Origin of the sequence: Bosea sp. 124, assembly GCF_003046175.1 — a bacterium.
GTDB lineage: Bacteria > Pseudomonadota > Alphaproteobacteria > Rhizobiales > Beijerinckiaceae > Allobosea.
On the sequence record NZ_PZZM01000001.1, the window covers coordinates 4169652 to 4185975 of the forward strand.

The window sequence follows — 16324 nt, forward strand, 5'->3', positions numbered from 1 at the left end:
CGGGTAAAACAGGGGCATGACCGGCAAGCTGCCCGAGAACATCGCCTATTTCGCGCGGGCCTTGCGTATAGCGGGCCTGCGCGTCGGCCCCGGTGCCGTGGTCGAGGCGGTGGAGGCTCTTGCCGAAGGAGCGCTCGGCGAGCGCGACGATGTCTATTGGGCGCTGCATGCGATTTTCGTGAAGCGCCATGAGGACAGTGCCGTCTACGACCAGGCGTTCCGGCTGTTCTGGCGCCGACGCAACCTGATCGAGAAGATCATGGCGCAGATGTCGCCGGTCTCGCCCGGCGCCGACAGCGCCCCGCAGAAGGAGGAGGCCGGCGCGCTGCGCGTGGCCGAGGCCTTTGCCCCGCCCCGGCGCGAGGAGGATGCGCCGGTCGAGCTGACGGAGTTGACGGCGCAACTGACCGTCTCCGACCGGGAGACGCTGAAATCGCGCGACTTCGCCCAGATGAGCGCGGCCGAGATCGCCCGGGCCAAGCAGCTCGTCTCGGAACTGAGCCTGCCGGACGATCTCGTCGCGACGCGGCGTTTCCAGCCGGCGCATCTCGCGGCGCGGATCGATCCGCGCCGGACGTTTCGCCGTTCGCTGCGGGGGGGCGGGGCAATGATCGACCTGGCCTTCCGCGAGCGGGCGCAGGTGCACCCGCCGATCGTGGCGCTGGTCGATATCTCCGGCTCGATGGCCGAATATTCGCGGATCTTCCTGCACTTCCTGCATGCCGTGACGGAGAAGCGCCGGCGGGTGCAGTCCTTTGTCTTCGGCACGCGGCTGACCAACGTCACCCGCTCGCTGCGTGCGCGCGATCCTGACGAGGCGCTGGCGCTGGCGGGCAAGGCTGCGCCGGACTGGGAGGGCGGCACGCGCATCTCGACGGCACTGCATATGTTCAACCGGGTCTGGTCGCGGCGCGTGCTCGGCGGCGGGGCGATCGTGCTGCTCTTCACCGACGGGCTGGAGCGGCATCTGGACGGCGAACTCGCCTTCGAGATGGACCGTTTGCACCGCTCCTGCCGGCAATTGATCTGGTTGAATCCGCTGCTGCGCTTCGACCAGTTCGAGGCGCGCGCCAGCGGCATCCGGACCATGCTGCCTCATGTCGATTCGTTCCGGCCGATCCACAATCTCGCGGCGATGGCCGATCTCTGCGCGGCATTGTCGCCCCAGGCGACTCGGGCGAGCGATCCGCGCCAGTGGCTGAAGAAAGCGGGCTAGATCACCGCGCGTCCCACCGGATGCGAGGTGTCGACGAAGCGCCTTGTTCTGGTATCGGATGTGTCTGAAAACGGGATTCTGCCTTCGGTCCGAGACTCTAGATCGCTGCTCCGGTGCGCTCGAAATGCCCGTGCTTCAGGAAATGACGCGTCTGCGCGATCGCCTCACGGTTGCGCATGATCAGCGGGTGGGTGCTGTGGATGGTGATGTGGTCCGCCATGCCGGCGACGCGGCTGCGTTCGACGGATACCCGCCCATCATTCGGCCCCGGCAGGAGCAGCCAGGCGAGCGGGTCGAGAGAGCGGTCGCCTGCAATGACGCCGAGCGGATAATCCACCTCTCCCAGGACCTGGCAGAGCGTATCGGGCCTCGCCGTCACGAGCTCGGCGCCGGCCGGTCCGAAGAAGCCGCGATAGAGCGCGTTGTTGCGCAAGAGATCGGCGATTTCGCTGCCCTCGTTGGGCGGTGCCAGCATCACGATATGGCCGAGCCGCTCCGGGCGATGGCGGGCGATATAAGCGCGGGCGACGAGCCCGCCCATGGAGTGGGTGACGAAATGAAGCCTGCCACCGCATTCGCCGCCAAAGCGCGAGATCGTCTCATGCAGTTCCGCTACGATGTCCGCGATGCATCGGCTGCGGGCGGGATAATCCAGATTGAGCGTCCGATAGCCGTCCGCGCGCAGCGCATGTTCCAGTGTGGCAAGCGAGCTGGCGCTCCGCGCGATTCCATGCAGAAGCACGACGCCGTCACCGTCTCGACTTGCCATGTCTCGACCTGCCATGTCCGCGCTCATGTTCGCCGCCAAATCCCTTGCCATGTCTTGTCCTGCCAAGGGCGATAGCGGGATCGTCATCGGCGGTCGAGGCGGCGGTCGCGGTTTTCCTCGCCGCATGCTCGAAAGCTGCGGTGGCCATGCTTAAGTAGACGCGCTTCGGGAGCTGTCTCCGGATAAGATATCGGTGGGCGGCATCCGGCGCCTCGCTACCGGGGTTCGAGCAGGGATCGATGACATGATCAGCACCGACACCGACATCCTTTCCACGGCCGAGGCCTGGACGAAGGCCGGCCGCTCGGTTGCGCTCGCCACCGTCATCGAGACCTGGGGCTCGGCGCCGCGTCCGGTCGGCTCGCATCTCGTGATCGACGGGGAGGGCAATTTTCTCGGCTCGGTCTCGGGCGGCTGTGTCGAGGGAGCGGTCGTGGAGGAGGCGGTCGACGTGATCGCCGACGGCACGGCGCGGACGCTCGAATTCGGTGTCGCCGACGAGACCGCCTGGAAGGTCGGCCTGTCCTGCGGTGGCCGGATTCGCGTCTATGTCGAGCGGATTTCGGCCGGGACGGTGAACTGATGGCCTCCTGGGAGACGCTGCTTGCCTTCGCGACGCTGACCCTCGTCGTCGCCTATTTTCCAGGGCCGGCGCTGCTCTACACGGCGGCCCAGACCATCGCGCATGGCCGGCGTGCCGGCTTCATGGCGATGCTCGGCATCCATCTTGGCTGCTATCTGCATGTCTTTGCCGCGGCCTTCGGCCTGTCGGCCGTGTTCAAGCATGTGCCGGAGCTCTATCTCGCGGTGAAAATGGCCGGCGCGATCTATCTGGTCTGGCTCGGCATCGGCATGATCCGGTCGCGTCTCGCCACGGGCGACGGCCCCGTCACTCCGGCCAAGACCGTCAAGCGCGCGCTGGTCGATTCCTTCATCGTCGAGGTGCTCAATCCCAAGGTCGCGCTGTTCTTCGTCGCGCTCTTGCCGCAGTTCGTCGATCCGGCAGCGTCGCTGCCGGTCTGGGCGCAGTTCCTGATCCTCGGCACGATCGTTAATTTCGCCTTCTCCTCGGCGGATCTGATGACCGTGCTCGGGGCTTCGGCCGTGATCAGGGTGATGAAGAAGGCGCAGGCCGGCTTCGCCTTCGGGCGCTGGCTCGGCGGTTCTCTGATGATCGGGCTTGGCCTCAAGCTCGCCACCGACAAAGGCTGAGGCGATGGATCTGGCAACTTTGGCTGCGCTCAATGCCGAGCGCGCCGCGCGCCGCGCCACCATCCTGGTGACGGATGTCGCGACTGGCGCGCAGAGGCTGGTGAACGCCGTCGACATCCCGGCCGATCCGCTGGCGGAGGCTTTGGACAAGCAGCTCCGCATGGCGAAGAGCGGGATGGTCGAGGCGGAGGGCAAGCCGCTCTTCCTGACTGTGCAGGCGCCGCATCCGCGCGTGATCGTCACCGGCGCCGTGCATATCTCGCAGGCGATGGCGCCGATGGCGAAGCTGCTCGACCTCGATCTCGTGATCATCGATCCGCGCAGCGCCTTCGCCACGCCGGAGCGCTTTCCGGATGTGACGCTGCTGGCGGAATGGCCGGACGAGGCGCTGGCCGGGCTCGGGCTCGACGCCTACACGGCCTTCGTGGCGCTGACGCATGATCCGAAGATCGACGATCCCGGGCTGGAGGCAGCCCTGCGTTCGGACTGCTTTTATATAGGCGCGCTGGGCAGCCGGAAGACGCATGGGCGCCGCATCGAACGCTTGGCCGCCGCCGGTTTCGACGCGGCCGCCACCGCCCGCATCCACGCCCCGATCGGGCTCGATATCGGCGCGGTCTCGCCGGCCGAGATCGCGCTGGCGATCCTCGGTGAGATCGTCGCGACGCTGCGCGGCCCGCGCCGGAAGCCGGTATGAAATTCGGTCCCGTTGCCGTCGCCGAGGCGGCCGGCTGCATCGCCGCCCATAGCGTGCGCGCCGGCGCGGTGATCGTGCGGAAGGGTGCCGCGATCACGCCCGAGGACGTCACCCGGCTTGCGGAGGCCGGGCTCTCGGAACTGATCGCCGTCAGGTTGGAGTCCGGGGATATCGGCGAGAACGAAGCCGCGACGCGGCTCGCTGCTGCGCTGGCCGGACGCGGCGTGGTGACGGAAACGGCCTTCACCGGGCGGGTCAATCTGTTTGCGGCGGCGGCCGGCGTGCTGACGATCGATGCCGGTGCGATCGGCGGGCTGAACCGGGTCGACGAGGCGATCACGGTCGCGACGCTGCCGCAGATGAAGCCGGTGGTCGCCGGCGAAATGGTCGGCACGGTCAAGATCATTCCCTATGGCCTGCCGGCCGTGCTGGTCGAGCAGGCGCTGGCCGGGTTCGAGGGAGCCAAGCCCGTCGCCGTCGCGCCTTACAGGCCGCTGCGTGTCGCGGTCGTCTCGACACTGCTGCCCGGCCTCAAGGATTCCGTCGTCGACAAGACCCTGCGGGTGATGGCGGAGCGCCTCGCGCCGGCCAAGGCGACGATCACGGCGGATCTGCGTGTGCCGCATCAGGAAGCCCCGTTGGCGGAGGCGATCGCGGCGCAGGCGGCGGCCGATCTTGTCGTCGTCTTCGGCGCGTCCGCCATCACCGACCGGCGCGATGTGATCCCGCAGGCGCTGCTCGGGGCGGGCGGGCGCATCGAGCATCTCGGCATGCCGGTCGATCCCGGAAACCTGCTGCTGATCGGCGAGCTCGCCGGCCGGCCGGTGATCGGTGCGCCCGGCTGCGCGCGCTCGCCCAAGGAGAACGGGTTCGACTGGGTGCTGCAGCGCTGCCTTGCCGGCATCCCGGTCACGCGTGCCGATATCCAGGCGATGGGGGTGGGCGGGCTCTTGATGGAGATCGTCTCGCGGCCGCAGCCGCGGGCTCCGACGCATCTGGAGGCAGCGCCGGTCGCCGGAATCGTGCTCGCCGCCGGCCGTTCCACGCGCATGGGCCAGGCCAACAAGCTGCTCCAGACCGTGCGCGGCAAGCCGATGGTTCGCCATGCCGTCGAGGCTCAGCTCGCCTCGCGGGCGCGGCCGGTGATCGTGGTCACCGGGCACCAGCATGAGGAGATCGCGGCAGCGCTCGCCGGGCTCGATGTCGGCCTCGTCCACAACCCGGCCTTTGCGAGCGGTCTCGCCAGCTCCGTCAAGGCGGGACTTGCGGCTTTGCCGGAGAGCGCGCCGGGCGTCGTCGTTTCCCTCGGCGACATGCCCAATGTCACGGGCGGCGTGATTGACCGGCTGGCCCAGGTTTTCGCCGAAAGCGCGGATGCGCTCGCGGTCGTGCCGACGCTGCTCGGCCGGCGTGGCAACCCCGTCCTGCTGGCGCGCGCGCTGTTTGCGGATGTTGAGGCCCTGGCAGGAGACGAGGGCGCGCGACGCCTGCTCGATGCGGCCGGCGAGGCGATCGTCGAGGTGCCGCTCGACGATCCGGCCATCGCGCTGGATGTCGATACCCCGGAGGCGTTGGCTGCGTTGGAAGGCTAGATCGTTCTAGCGCCTGGGTGAATCCGACGGCATCGCGACGTGCGCGGTCCATCTTGGCTCTGACGATGCCTCTTGGATGACGGGGCAGACCACTGGCGTCGATAGCGGCCGCTCGACCTGCCGAGCGGAGGGGCGGCAGCCCTGCCGCCTCAGCCCTGCCACCTCAGCGCTGCCAGTGCAGGCCCAGCGTCGCATAGGCTTCCGAGGCCCGGTCGCTGGTGCGCTGCCAGCCGCCGGAGATGCGCCAGGCGACCCCGAGAAAGCGCAGGCCGGTCAGATGCAGGCCGAGGCGCAGCTTGGTGTAGTCGCGTTCGCGATAGGCCTCGAGCTCCGGGCCGAGATGAACGCCTTCGAGAGAAAAGCCGCTGGGCATCTGCCAGCCCGGCGCGACGCGGCCCCAGAGCCGGCCGTCGAGCGTCGAGGCATAGGCGCTGGCCTGCAGCATCGTGGCGGGTGTCGGGGTCATCCAGAGATCGGCCTGGAGGCGGGCGCCGTAGCGGCTGGTGACGACCGTGCCAAGGCGCTCCTCGCGCTGCTCGCCCTCATAATCGGAGCCGGCATAAAGCGCGACGAAGGTGTCGCCGAAGCGCCACTCATAGCCAATCAGCGCCTGGGCCTCGCTCTTGTAGGCGATGCCATGGGGGCGCTGGCGCACGGCTTCTTCCTGCGAGCCGCCGACCTTCAGCATGGCCCGAAAGCCGCTGGTCGCGAGGCCGCCGGTCAGTGCCTTCTTCAGGCCGACGGCAGCGAAGGTCTTGGTCGGTCCGGCTTCGAGCGAGCCGAACAGCACGGTGGAGAGCGGCGAGCGGTGTTCTGGTTCGTCGTCAGCGGCGATGGCGGGACAGGCCAGCGACACCGCCAAGACGGCAGCCAGCCTCGCGGCTCCAGCGATCACCGACGCATACGCCACCCACGCAGCCCCCCAGGCTCCAGGTCCCGGCAGACCGGCACCACAGCGATTGCAGCAGGCTGGCCGGATGCTTGCAAGCTTTTGTTAACCAAGCAGGCGCAGCTTTGGTCCTGGAACTGGCTCAGCTTTCATCGTGCGCCGACGAGGAGAGAAGGCAATGGCGACCAGCGACTTCATGCGGCAACTGGCGGGATATGGTCTGACCACGGCGACCATCCTGTATCGGATGCCGGATCACCGGAACGTCCTGCAGAGCTATATCTGGCAGCAATACGATCTCGCGCCGCGCTTCCCGGTGTTGCGCGATTTCCTCGCCTTCTGGAAGCGCGAACTCGACGGCCCGCTGCATTCGGTCACCGTCGCGCATTCGCGGCTGATCCGGCCGGCGGAGATCGTCAACGTCAATGGCGTGCTGACGCTGCATTGAGCCTGCCGGTGTCCGGGAGGGCAGGTGCCCTGTCAGGGCCAGCTCCCTCTTTCGCGCGCGACGCGCCTGCGCCAGCCCTGCTTGTTGCACGGCTGCGGCGCGTGCTAGGCCGCTGCTCCCGTCCCGGCCCGGCCTGTTCCCTTGTCATCACCCCTGCGCACGTCCGGACTCCTCATGGCGCTGGCCGCCTTGCCGGGGGAGCGCATCGCGGTGGGCTCGATCGTCGCTGCGCTCAAGGACAGGGCCTATGCGCTTCTCGTCGTCCTGCTCGGCCTGCCGAATTGCCTGCCGATGCCGCCGCCGATTCCGCTGGTCTGCGGCCTCGTGCTCGCCTTCGTTGCCGTGCAGATGCTGGCCGGGCGGGTCATCCCGTGGCTGCCGCCTTCGCTTCTGGCCCGCAGCATCGGCAAGCCCGAGCTGACGCGGGCGGTCGAACGGGCAGTCCCGGTTCTGATCCGGCTGGAGCGCTTCTCCCGGCCGCGGCTGACGGTGCTCGGCGGCGCCTATGCCATTCCGGTGCTGGGGCTGCTGATCCTGGTGCTGGCGCTCGGTCTCGTGGTCGCGGCCCCCTTCATCGGGCAGATCCCGCTGGGGCTGGCCGTCTGCCTCGTCGGCCTTGGGCTGGTGGAGCGCGACGGGCTGCTGATCATTCTGGGCGCGGTCTTCGGCGCGCTCGGCCTCGCGCTGAGCGCCGGCTTCGCCTATGCGATCTTCAGCGGAATCCACGGCCTGTTCTTCTGAGCGCAGGCGGCGCCGGGAGGTTTGCTTCCGGCGCTCAGGCGGCGGCGAGAACCTTGGCGAAGGGCTTGTTCAGCGCCAGCAAGCGGTCGATCTCGTGTGCGGGCACGCCCTTGGAGAACAGGAAGCCCTGCAGTTCGTGGCAGCCGATCGCCTGAAGGAAACGATGCTGCTCGGCCGTCTCGACGCCCTCGGCACAGACGCGCAGGCCGAGCGCCCGCCCGAGATGAGCGATGGAATGGACCAGGATGGCGGATTCGCCGGTGGTCTCCATGTACTCCAGGAAGGAGCGGTCGATCTTGATCTTGTCGAAGGCGAAGCGCCGCAGATAGATCAGGCTCGAATAGCCGGTGCCGAAATCGTCGAGCGCCAGGCCGACGCCATGGGCGCGCAGATCCATCATCGCGGCTTCGGCGGCGTCGGCGTCGTCGACGACCACGCCCTCGGTCAGCTCGAGTTCGAGCCGCGTCGGGTCGAAGCCGGTCTCGGCGAGGATGCGGATGACGTTGGCGACGAAATCCTTGTGGCGGAACTGGATCGGCGAGACATTCACCGCGAGGCGGATGCCTTCCCAGCGTTTGGCTTCCGTGCAGGCCTGCCGCAGCACCCATTCGCTCAGGGGCACGATCAGGCCGCGCTCCTCGGCGATGCCGATGAACTCGGACGGCGGCACCATGCCGTGGACCGGATGGTTCCAGCGCACCAGCGCCTCGACGCCGACGATGGTCGCGCCGTCGACCGAGACCTGGGGCTGGTAATGCAGCACGAGCTGGTCGTCGGCGATGGCGCGGCGCAGATCGTCCTCGACCATGCGCTTGAGGGCCAGCGAGCGATTCATCTGCGCCTCGAAGAAGGAGTAGCGATTGCGGCCGCCATTCTTCGATTGATAGAGCGCAGTGTCGGCCAGCCTCAGCAGGTCCTCGCGGTCGGTTGCGTCCTGCGGTGCGAGCGCGATGCCAATCGAGCAGCCGATCGTCGTCGCGACGCCCATGATGATGAAGGGCTCGGTCAGGCTCTCGAGGATGCGCTCGCCGAGCGCGGCGCAGCCGGCGGGGAGATGCCCATGCGTCTGGATGATGCCGAATTCGTCGCCGCCGATGCGCGCCACGGTGTCGCCGCTGCGCACGACCTTCGACAGCCTCTGCGCGACCTGGCGGATCAGCTCGTCGCCGGCCGTATGGCCATAGGTGTCGTTGACGGCCTTGAAGCGGTCGAGATCGATCAGCAGGACGGCGAGGCCGGAGCCGGAACGGTCGAGCTGCGCCAGCGCCTGATCGAGCCTGATGTCGAAGGTGCGCCGGTTCGGCAGGAGCGAGAGTTCATCCTGCCCGGCGAGCCGCTGGATCTGTCCCTCGCGAATGGCGATCTGGTGCGCCGCGCCGCGCAGGCGGTGGACGACGAAGGCGAAGATCGCGGCAAACAACAGGCCGACGCCGAGCAGCGCCCAGACGAATTGACGCAGCATGGCATCGCCGGGCCTGTCGGGCGACCATGTCATCCAGGCCTTGATCGTTCCGTCCGCGGCCGGGAGAGCCCGCCGGGAGAGCGGATCGGCCGGCATGTCGCGCACGATGCGGACATTCGCCACGCGATAGCGCTCGGACAGATCGGCGAGCATCGCGTCCGAGACCCGGCGATAGCCGACGATCTTGATCGGCCCGAGCAATTGCGCGACGAGGGACCCGGAGTGCGGCTTCACGTCCATCACCATGATGCTGACAGTCTCGAAGCCGTCATGGGTCAGGGTCCATGAGGAGGAGCCGGGCCCGCCATGCGCGTCGGACAGTTTCTGCAGCGGCGGCTTGGCAGCGTTGACCGCACCTGGCAGCGACGGGCTGAAGTGCTTCAGCCCGTCATATCCGGCCTGTCCGGCCGGAGCGTCGCCCTCGATGCCGGCGAAAACCATGCCGGAGGCCGAAACGACATAGGCTCCGTCGAATTCGAGAAAGCGGCTGCCGAGCCGAACGAAGGCTGCTTGCAGTGTTATCAGCGGGCTCGGGCCGGAGAAGGAGTTCTGCAGTTCGCCAGCTGCTGCCAGGCTCTGGAAACGCAGTTCGCGCAAGCGCACCTGGCTTTCGATCGCCGCCTCGACGCGGTCGCGCTGGCGCTCGGCCTCGAGCCGGTTGGCATCGCTCGTGATCGCGAGCACGACGGCCACCGCCGCCGCCATGACCATCAGGAAGGCGCAGCCAAGGGTCGCGACAGTGCTCTTCAGCATCCGCGCGGAAGCATCCGCGTTGGTCAATTTCGCGACGAAAGGCGAGGGCATCAACTGTCCCAAGGCGGCCACATTTCAGAGGAACTTCGCACGGGAATGTTGATATCCCGTTGACGCAGCTACGCGTGGCTGCCTTTTTTAGCCTGATTTCGGCTCGTAGGGCGGCCTTGGAATGGCCGTGTGGGCGGCCCGCAAGGCTGCCGACCAGCGTTCGCGCAGGTCGTGAAAATAAGGCTCGCCGGCCTCGATGCGGCGGGTGAGCTCCGGCTCGTCGGCATCGCGGCGCATGACGATCAGATCGATCGGCAACCCGACGCCGAGATTGGAGCGCATGGTCGAATCCATCGAGATCAGGCCGACCTTCAGCGCATCGTAGAGATGGGTCTTGTAGGTGATGGCCCGGTCGAGGATCGGCTTGCCGTATTTGTGCTCGCCGATCTGGAGGAAGGGCGCATCCATGCCGCACTCGATGAAATTTCCGGCACCGTAGACCATGAACAGCCGCATCGGCTGCCCCTTGATCTGGCCGCCGAAGAGCATCGAGACGTCGAATTTGACGCCTGCGTCCTTCAGGGCGGGGCCGTCCTCCGAGCGGACATGGCGGATTGCGCGGCCGACCAGTTGCGCGGCGCGGAACATCGAGGGGGCGCCCCGCAGGGTGTCGCTCTCGCCGGTCTCGGGATTGGGCAGCCCCTCATGCAGAAGGCTGACGACGGACTGGGTCACGGAGAGATTGCCTGCGGTCATCAGGCCGAAGGTCCGGTCGCCCGGCCAGGAGAAGACGTGCAGCTTGCGGAAGGTCGAGATGTCGTCGAGCCCGGCATTGGTGCGGGTATCGGCGATCATGACGAGTCCGTCCTGCACGAGGATTCCGGCGCAATAGGTCAAGGGACTGATCCTGGCTTTGGCTTAGACCGGCGTGTCGTCGCATATCGGCCGCGCCGCCGCCAGCCATTCGACGTCGCGCGGCCGGGCCGGGGTGCGGTCACTGGTTGGCGATGCGGCCGCCCGCCTCGCGGGCGCTGACAAGAACGGCCAGAGCCTCGCCATCGCCGCCCTTGCGCGCACCGCGCACTGGCGCCGCATCGGCGAAATCCAGTCCTGCCGCGACGCGGACATGGGTGTCGATCGGGCACAGCCCGTTGGCGGCGTCGAAGCCGACCCAGCCGTAATCGTCGAGATGGACCTCAGCCCAGGCATGGGCGCCGCTAGCATGAGGCAAGGCGATCTGGGGCTGGGCGTCGGACTGCGCGACATAGCCGGAGACGTAGCGGGCAGGGATGCCGAGATGGCGCGCGCAGGTCATGAAGATATGGGCGATGTCCTGGGGGATGCCCTCGCGTGCCGCGAAGGCTGCAGCGGCGCCGAGGCCGGTGCGCTGACCCGCTTCCACGCAGGTGGTCTCGGCATGCAGCGCATCCAGCAGCGCGTGCATCTTCGAGAGAGGCGTGTCCGCGGCCCTCGTCGTGTCATCGGCGAATCCGCGCAGAGCCTCGTCCGGCGTCGTCAGCAGGGTGTCGCGCCGGAAGACCTCGACGGGAACGCGCTCCGTCGTGCCCCTGACGATGCCGGCGAGATCGGTGGTCTCGATCAGCCCGTCGATCTGGATCGCCATTTCGGCGATCGGGCCATCGGCCGAGAAGGTGTGGACGATGTTGCCGAAGGCGTCCTGCGCCGCACGCAGGCGGCCGTCGATCGTCGGCTCGATGCGCCAGGACATGACGTGCTGGCCGTCATGGTCGCGCGGGGTTAGCCGCAGGATCTGCGTGATGTGCCGTGCCGGCTCGGCATAGGCATAGCTGATCGTGTGGGAAATCCGGATCCGCATGGCGATCGCAAACTGGGGCGGGGCTTGGCTCGTTTCGATGTGTCTCTTAGACGCCGCAGCCGCGTGAAGCGAGCCCGCGGCGGCAGCTCATTGCAGATACTGTTCGATGATCGTGCCGCCGAGACGGTTGTTCTCGGTGATGAAGTCCGAAATGAACTCGTGCAGCCCGTGCTGGAAGATGTCGTCGATGCTGGTGCTGGAGAGATTGGCCAGCGTCTTGCGCGCCTGGCGTTGGGCCGGGCCCTGCCGGCCATAGGAATCACCGAGCAGATCGAGGAAACGCGAGATGTTCTCGTAGCAGGCGGCCAGCGAACGCGGCATGCGCCGGTTCAAGATCAGCAGATCGGCGATCAGCAGGGGCTTCACCGCCTCACGATAGACCCAGTGATAGGCGGTCAGCGCCGAGACCTCGCGCAGCACCGTCGTCCACTGGAAGTAGTCGAGGGAGCCGCCGACCTGCTCGTTGGCGGGCAGCAGCACATGGTATTTCACGTCGAGAATGCGGGCCGTGTTGTCGGCGCGCTCGACATAGACCCCGAGCCTGGAGAACCAGTAGCCATCGTCGCGCAGCATGGTGCGGTAGGCCGAGCCGTCGAAGACCAGCGAGACGTTCTTCACCCAGTCGAGGAAGCGGGCGAATTCCTCGCGGTCCATGCGCTTCTTCTCGAAGCGCTGCAGTTCGAGCCAGGCGCCGTTGAGCGCATCCCACATCTCGGAGGTCAGTGCGGTGCGGACGCCACGCGCATTCGAGCGGGCAAGCGCCAGGCAATTGCGGATCGAGGACGGGTTGTCGGGGTTGAAGCTGAGAAAATCGCAGACATTGCGCTCATTGGCCTCGCCATAGGCCTTGGCGAAGGCGTCGTCGCAGCCGGCGGTGGCGACCGCGCTCTGCCATTCGGTGCCGGCGCCGCCATAGGAGGAGGGGAGGTTGCTCAGCCGCATCGTGGCATCGAGAATCCGGGCGAGGTATTCTGCCCGCTCGACATAGCGGGAGACCCAGTAGAGGCTGTCGGCGGTGCGCGAGAGCATAGTGAGATCGGGCCTTCTTGCGACGAGGCGGGACGAATCCGGTGAACGTTGCAACTGGGTGCCTGCGCCGAGATCAGGCATCGAGCACCCAGGTATCCTTGGTTCCGCCGCCCTGGCTGGAGTTGACAACGAGGGAGCCTTCCTTGAGGGCGACGCGGGTCAGGCCGCCGGGCACGCAGGAGATGCCGTTGGCGCCCGAGAGCACATAGGGCCGCAGGTCGACATGACGTGGCGCGACGCCGGAGGCGACGAAGGTCGGGCAGGTCGAGAGCGCCAGCGTCGGCTGGGCGATGAAGCCCTCGGGCTGGGCCTTGAGCTTGCGGCGGAAGGTCTCGATCTGCGCCTTGTTGGCATGGGGCCCGACCAGCATGCCGTAGCCGCCGGAGCCGTTGACCTCCTTGACGACGAGCTTGTCGAGATTGTCGAGCACATAGGCGTTGGCTTCGGGCTCGCGGCATCGGTAGGTCGGCACGTTCTTCAGGATCGGCTCCTCGCCGGTGAAGAACTTCACGATCTCCGGCATGTAGCTGTAGACCGCCTTGTCGTCGGCGACGCCGGTGCCGACCGCATTGGCCAGCGTGACGTTGCCGGCCTTGTAGGCCCCGATCAGCCCGGGCACGCCGAGGATCGAATCGCTGCGGAAGACGAGAGGGTCGATGAAATCGTCGTCGATGCGGCGATAGATCACGTCGACCCGTTTCGGCCCCTGCGTGGTCCGCATGTAGACGACATCGTCCTTGACCAGAAGGTCGGAGCCCTCGACCAGTTCGACGCCGAGCTTGTCGGCCAGGAACGAGTGCTCGTAGAAGGCCGAATTGAACTGGCCGGGCGTCAGCAGGCAGATATTGGGGTCGCTCGGAGCGCTGCGCGGCGCGACCGAGCGCAGCGTCGCCAGCAACTGGTCGGGATAGTTGTCGACCGGGGCGACGCGATGCGTGGCGAAGAGTTCCGGGAAGAGCCGGAGCATCACCTCGCGGTTCTCCATCATGTAGGAGACGCCGGAGGGCGTGCGGGCATTGTCCTCCAGCACGTAGAAAGTGTCGGCATCGACGCGCACGATGTCGATGCCGGCGATGTGGCAATAGATGCCGTGTGGCACCTGGAAATCGACCATCTCGAGCTGGTAGCAGGCGTTGCGATAGACCAGGTCCGCAGGGATGATGCCGGCCTTGATGCATTCCTTGGGCCCGTAGACATCGGCCAGGAACATGTTGATCGCGGTGACGCGCTGGCGCAGGCCCGCTTCGAGCTTCGTCCATTCCGGCTTGGTCAGGACGCGCGGGATGATGTCGAAGGGGATCAGGCGCTCGGTCGATTCCTCATCGCCATAGACCGCGAAGGTGATGCCGATGCGACGGAAGAAGAGTTCGGCCTGGCTGCGCCGGAGAGCCAGCATCTCGGGCGGAGCTTCCTTCAGCCAGCGGTCGAGCGCTTGATAGGCGGGCCTCAGTTCGGCTCCCGAGCCGGTCATCTCATCGAACGCGACCATGCAGGCTTCTTTCCCCATTTTCAGTAGCCTATGCGCATTCGCAGGCGTTCGGGAAGAGGGCCGATGGTCAGGGGAACGCCGGGCTCTGCCTAATGCTTGAGCAATGTTGCCGGGCTGGCCTGGCGAAACGCCGCTTGGCCAGGATGCGAGGAGCGGCGCCTGCCGCGTCAGTCCTGCGATGCAAGCCAGAGCGCCAGTGCCTCGGCGTTGTTGTGCTGCTCGTCTCGTGCCGCATAGAGCAGCGTGACCGGGCCTGACTGCCGCTTCTCGTTCAACATGCCCAGCGCGGCCCTGGCCTTAGCGCCGCCGAGTTCGGCGGCATAGGCGGCGCGGAACGTATCCCAATGCTCCAGTTGGCCGTGGAACTGCCGGCGCAGATCGTCGCTCGGCGCGAGATCCTTCAGCCAGAGGTCGATCCGGTCCTTCGAGACGCCGCGCGGCCACAGCCTGTCGACCAGGATGCGCGTGCCGTCCGTCTCCGCCGGCGGGTCGTAGACGCGCTTGAGTGAAAGCCGCGTCATATCCGGTTCCGGATCATATCAGGCCCAGCCCGCGGAAGCTGGCATGGCCGTCGCGTCCAACGATGACGTGGTCATGGATAGCAATGCCGAGTGGCTTTGCAATATCAACGAGTTCGCGCGTCATCCTCATGTCGGCGCCCGACGGTGTCGGGTCTCCGGAGGGGTGATTATGGACCAGAATGACGGCCGAGGCGGAGAGTTCGAGCGCGCGACGCACGACCTCGCGCGGATAGACCGGGGTGTGATCGACGGTGCCCGTCTGCTGCACCTCGTCGGCGATCACCGCGTTCTTCTTGTCGAGAAAGAGGATGCGGAACTGCTCGCGTTCGGCGAAGGCCATCGTGGTGCGGCAATAGTCGAGCACCGACGACCAGGACGACAGCACGGTGCGCTTGGCGACCGCGCCCCGCGCCATGCGGTGCAGCGCGGCCTCGACGATCTTAAGGTCGAGCGCCACGCCCTCGCCGATGCCCTTGACCTCGGTGAGGCGGGCGGCGGGCGCGCCCAGCACCTCGGCGAAGGAGCCGAAGCGCCGGATCAATTCCTTGGCGAGCGGCTTGACGTCGCGCTGCGGGATCGAGCGGAACAGGAGCAGCTCGAGCAGTTCGTAATCGGGCAGGGCGTCGGAGCCGGCGTCCTGGAAGCGGCTGCGCAGGCGCTCGCGATGGCCGTGATAATGCGGGGTTTCGGCAGGCGCGGCAGGGCGCAGGGCGGGCGCGGCAGTGCGGCCTGCGCCGTTGCCCGCGCCTGTCGTCATCGCGGCGCGAGCGGGTTGTCGCGGCCGGCGGGCGAAAGCGTGAAGATCTCGCAGCCGGTCTCGGTCACGCCGATCTGATGCTCGAACTGGGCCGAAAGCGAGCGGTCGCGCGTGACTGCCGTCCAGCCATCCGACAGCACCTTCACGCCGGCCTTGCCGAGATTGATCATCGGCTCGATCGTGAAGACCATGCCGGGCTTCAGCTCTACGCCTTCGCCGGGGCTGCCATAGTGCAGGATGTTGGGCGCGTCATGGAAGTTCTGGCCGATGCCGTGGCCGCAGAAATCGCGGACCACAGAGCAGCGCTCGCCCTCGGCATAGCGCTGGATGGCGAAGCCGATATCGCCCGTCGTGTTGCCGGCCCGCACGGCCCGGATGCCACGCAGCAGGCATTCATAGGTGATCTCGATCAGGCGCTCGGCCTTGCGCGGGATTTCGCCGACCCCGTACATCCGGCTCGAATCGCCGTGCCAGCCATTCACGATCAGCGTATAATCGATGTTCATGATGTCGCCCTCGCGCAGGGGCTTGTCATCGGGAATCCCGTGGCAGACGACATGGTTGATCGAGGTGCAGATCGACTTGGTGTAGCCGCGGTAAAACAGCGTCGCCGGATAGGCGCCGTTGTCTAGGGCGAACTGGAAGGCGAGCTGATCGAGGCGCTGGGTGGTGACGCCGGGCGCGACATAGCTGCCGAGCATGTCGAGGCCCTCGGCCGTCAGGCGGCCGGCCTTGTGCATCGCCTCGAAAGCCTCGGGGCCGTGAATCTTGATGGCGGGCTCACGCATGCGCGACCGCCCCATTGTTTCGTCAAAGGTCATCTGGTTTCGTCAAAGGTCATTTTCGCCGGGCAACTCCCGCCGACACTATCTCTTGGCCGACCATATCTATTGGGTTTGGCCGCAGGCGCAAGGCGCCGCG

At 67.0% G+C, this 16324-nt stretch carries 17 protein-coding genes; 7 read left to right on the forward strand and 10 right to left on the reverse strand.

The genetic code is table 11. The annotated features are described in order from the left end of the window. The first annotated feature begins 16 nt into the window (after positions 1 to 16). Positions 17 to 1216 carry a vWA domain-containing protein gene (locus C8D03_RS19785; RefSeq protein ID WP_108048963.1) on the forward strand — a complete coding sequence of 400 codons (1200 nt, stop codon included), beginning with the start codon at positions 17 to 19 and terminating at the stop codon, positions 1214 to 1216. 97 nt (positions 1217 to 1313) lie between these two features. Here the strand turns inward: C8D03_RS19785 and C8D03_RS19790 are convergent, their stop codons facing one another. Continuing rightward, positions 1314 to 2000, reverse strand: a complete 687-nt coding sequence (locus tag C8D03_RS19790; RefSeq protein ID WP_108051840.1) for an alpha/beta hydrolase — start codon at positions 1998 to 2000, stop codon at positions 1314 to 1316. A 229-nt stretch (positions 2001 to 2229) separates the two neighbouring features. On the opposite strand from C8D03_RS19790, the gene C8D03_RS19795 reads away from it, so the two are divergent. The 4 genes from C8D03_RS19795 to C8D03_RS19810 are packed head-to-tail and all read left to right on the forward strand — an operon-like array spanning position 2230 to position 5486. Further along, positions 2230 to 2568 (forward strand): XdhC family protein, encoded by a 339-nt coding sequence (locus C8D03_RS19795; RefSeq protein WP_108048965.1) that lies wholly within the window; start codon positions 2230 to 2232, stop codon positions 2566 to 2568. Continuing rightward, positions 2568 to 3197 (forward strand): LysE family translocator, encoded by a 630-nt coding sequence (locus tag C8D03_RS19800; RefSeq protein WP_108048967.1) that lies wholly within the window; start codon positions 2568 to 2570, stop codon positions 3195 to 3197. The genes C8D03_RS19795 and C8D03_RS19800 overlap by 1 nt, the downstream gene beginning before the upstream one ends. 4 nt (positions 3198 to 3201) lie before the next feature. Next, positions 3202 to 3894: an XdhC family protein gene (locus C8D03_RS19805; protein ID WP_108048969.1), complete on the forward strand. Its 693-nt coding sequence runs from the start codon at positions 3202 to 3204 to the stop codon at positions 3892 to 3894. Beyond that, positions 3891 to 5486 carry an NTP transferase domain-containing protein gene (locus C8D03_RS19810; RefSeq protein WP_108048971.1) on the forward strand — a complete coding sequence of 532 codons (1596 nt, stop codon included), beginning with the start codon at positions 3891 to 3893 and terminating at the stop codon, positions 5484 to 5486. The genes C8D03_RS19805 and C8D03_RS19810 overlap by 4 nt, the downstream gene beginning before the upstream one ends. A gap of 163 nt (positions 5487 to 5649) precedes the next feature. Here the strand turns inward: C8D03_RS19810 and bcsS are convergent, their stop codons facing one another. Next, positions 5650 to 6381, reverse strand: a complete 732-nt coding sequence (bcsS, locus tag C8D03_RS19815; RefSeq protein WP_146170238.1) for a cellulose biosynthesis protein BcsS — start codon at positions 6379 to 6381, stop codon at positions 5650 to 5652. 172 nt (positions 6382 to 6553) lie between these two features. On the opposite strand from bcsS, the gene C8D03_RS19820 reads away from it, so the two are divergent. Continuing rightward, positions 6554 to 6823, forward strand: a complete 270-nt coding sequence (locus C8D03_RS19820) for an usg protein (RefSeq protein ID WP_108048975.1) — start codon at positions 6554 to 6556, stop codon at positions 6821 to 6823. Positions 6824 to 6997: 174 nt separating this feature from the next. Beyond that, positions 6998 to 7564: an exopolysaccharide biosynthesis protein gene (locus tag C8D03_RS19825; RefSeq protein WP_108048977.1), complete on the forward strand. Its 567-nt coding sequence runs from the start codon at positions 6998 to 7000 to the stop codon at positions 7562 to 7564. Positions 7565 to 7598: 34 nt separating this feature from the next. Here the strand turns inward: C8D03_RS19825 and C8D03_RS19830 are convergent, their stop codons facing one another. From C8D03_RS19830 to map, 8 genes are all read right to left on the reverse strand, one after another. Beyond that, positions 7599 to 9779 carry a putative bifunctional diguanylate cyclase/phosphodiesterase gene (locus tag C8D03_RS19830; RefSeq protein ID WP_181301113.1) on the reverse strand — a complete coding sequence of 727 codons (2181 nt, stop codon included), beginning with the start codon at positions 9777 to 9779 and terminating at the stop codon, positions 7599 to 7601. A gap of 138 nt (positions 9780 to 9917) precedes the next feature. Further along, positions 9918 to 10667, reverse strand: coding sequence for a proteasome-type protease (locus C8D03_RS19835; RefSeq protein WP_108048981.1), 750 nt, complete (start codon positions 10665 to 10667; stop codon positions 9918 to 9920). A 97-nt stretch (positions 10668 to 10764) separates the two neighbouring features. After that, a complete protein-coding gene (locus tag C8D03_RS19840; RefSeq protein WP_108048983.1) occupies positions 10765 to 11607 on the reverse strand; it encodes a transglutaminase family protein in 843 nt (280 codons plus the stop codon). A gap of 87 nt (positions 11608 to 11694) precedes the next feature. Next, the gene (locus tag C8D03_RS19845) at positions 11695 to 12636 is read right to left on the reverse strand and encodes an alpha-E domain-containing protein (protein ID WP_108048986.1); all 942 of its coding nucleotides are present in this window, start codon (positions 12634 to 12636) and stop codon (positions 11695 to 11697) included. Positions 12637 to 12709: 73 nt separating this feature from the next. Further along, the gene (locus C8D03_RS19850) at positions 12710 to 14125 is read right to left on the reverse strand and encodes a circularly permuted type 2 ATP-grasp protein (protein WP_181301115.1); all 1416 of its coding nucleotides are present in this window, start codon (positions 14123 to 14125) and stop codon (positions 12710 to 12712) included. A gap of 167 nt (positions 14126 to 14292) precedes the next feature. Next, on the reverse strand, positions 14293 to 14646 hold the full coding sequence (locus C8D03_RS19855; protein WP_108048990.1) for a DUF488 domain-containing protein: 354 nt from the start codon (positions 14644 to 14646) through the stop codon (positions 14293 to 14295). Positions 14647 to 14659: 13 nt separating this feature from the next. Continuing rightward, positions 14660 to 15403, reverse strand: a complete 744-nt coding sequence (radC, locus tag C8D03_RS19860; RefSeq protein WP_108048992.1) for a RadC family protein — start codon at positions 15401 to 15403, stop codon at positions 14660 to 14662. After that, positions 15400 to 16224, reverse strand: coding sequence for a type I methionyl aminopeptidase (gene map / locus C8D03_RS19865; RefSeq protein ID WP_108048995.1), 825 nt, complete (start codon positions 16222 to 16224; stop codon positions 15400 to 15402). The genes radC and map overlap by 4 nt, the downstream gene beginning before the upstream one ends. Between the last annotated feature and the right edge of the window lie 100 nt (positions 16225 to 16324).

What these genes read in the sequence shown, in the direction of transcription:
- C8D03_RS19785 (WP_108048963.1), top strand. Translation starts at nt 17, where the DNA reads ATGACCGGCAAGCTGCCCGAGAACATCGCCTATTTCGCGCGGGCCTTG.
- C8D03_RS19790 (WP_108051840.1), bottom strand. Translation starts at nt 2,000, where the DNA reads ATGGCAGGTCGAGACATGGCAAGTCGAGACGGTGACGGCGTCGTGCTT.
- C8D03_RS19795 (WP_108048965.1), top strand. Translation starts at nt 2,230, where the DNA reads ATGATCAGCACCGACACCGACATCCTTTCCACGGCCGAGGCCTGGACG.
- C8D03_RS19800 (WP_108048967.1), top strand. Translation starts at nt 2,568, where the DNA reads ATGGCCTCCTGGGAGACGCTGCTTGCCTTCGCGACGCTGACCCTCGTC.
- C8D03_RS19805 (WP_108048969.1), top strand. Translation starts at nt 3,202, where the DNA reads ATGGATCTGGCAACTTTGGCTGCGCTCAATGCCGAGCGCGCCGCGCGC.
- C8D03_RS19810 (WP_108048971.1), top strand. Translation starts at nt 3,891, where the DNA reads ATGAAATTCGGTCCCGTTGCCGTCGCCGAGGCGGCCGGCTGCATCGCC.
- C8D03_RS19820 (WP_108048975.1), top strand. Translation starts at nt 6,554, where the DNA reads ATGGCGACCAGCGACTTCATGCGGCAACTGGCGGGATATGGTCTGACC.
- C8D03_RS19825 (WP_108048977.1), top strand. Translation starts at nt 6,998, where the DNA reads ATGGCGCTGGCCGCCTTGCCGGGGGAGCGCATCGCGGTGGGCTCGATC.
- C8D03_RS19830 (WP_181301113.1), bottom strand. Translation starts at nt 9,779, where the DNA reads ATGCTGAAGAGCACTGTCGCGACCCTTGGCTGCGCCTTCCTGATGGTC.
- C8D03_RS19840 (WP_108048983.1), bottom strand. Translation starts at nt 11,607, where the DNA reads ATGCGGATCCGGATTTCCCACACGATCAGCTATGCCTATGCCGAGCCG.
- C8D03_RS19845 (WP_108048986.1), bottom strand. Translation starts at nt 12,636, where the DNA reads ATGCTCTCGCGCACCGCCGACAGCCTCTACTGGGTCTCCCGCTATGTC.
- C8D03_RS19850 (WP_181301115.1), bottom strand. Translation starts at nt 14,125, where the DNA reads ATGGTCGCGTTCGATGAGATGACCGGCTCGGGAGCCGAACTGAGGCCC.
- C8D03_RS19855 (WP_108048990.1), bottom strand. Translation starts at nt 14,646, where the DNA reads ATGACGCGGCTTTCACTCAAGCGCGTCTACGACCCGCCGGCGGAGACG.
- radC (WP_108048992.1), bottom strand. Translation starts at nt 15,403, where the DNA reads ATGACGACAGGCGCGGGCAACGGCGCAGGCCGCACTGCCGCGCCCGCC.
- map (WP_108048995.1), bottom strand. Translation starts at nt 16,224, where the DNA reads ATGACCTTTGACGAAACAATGGGGCGGTCGCGCATGCGTGAGCCCGCC.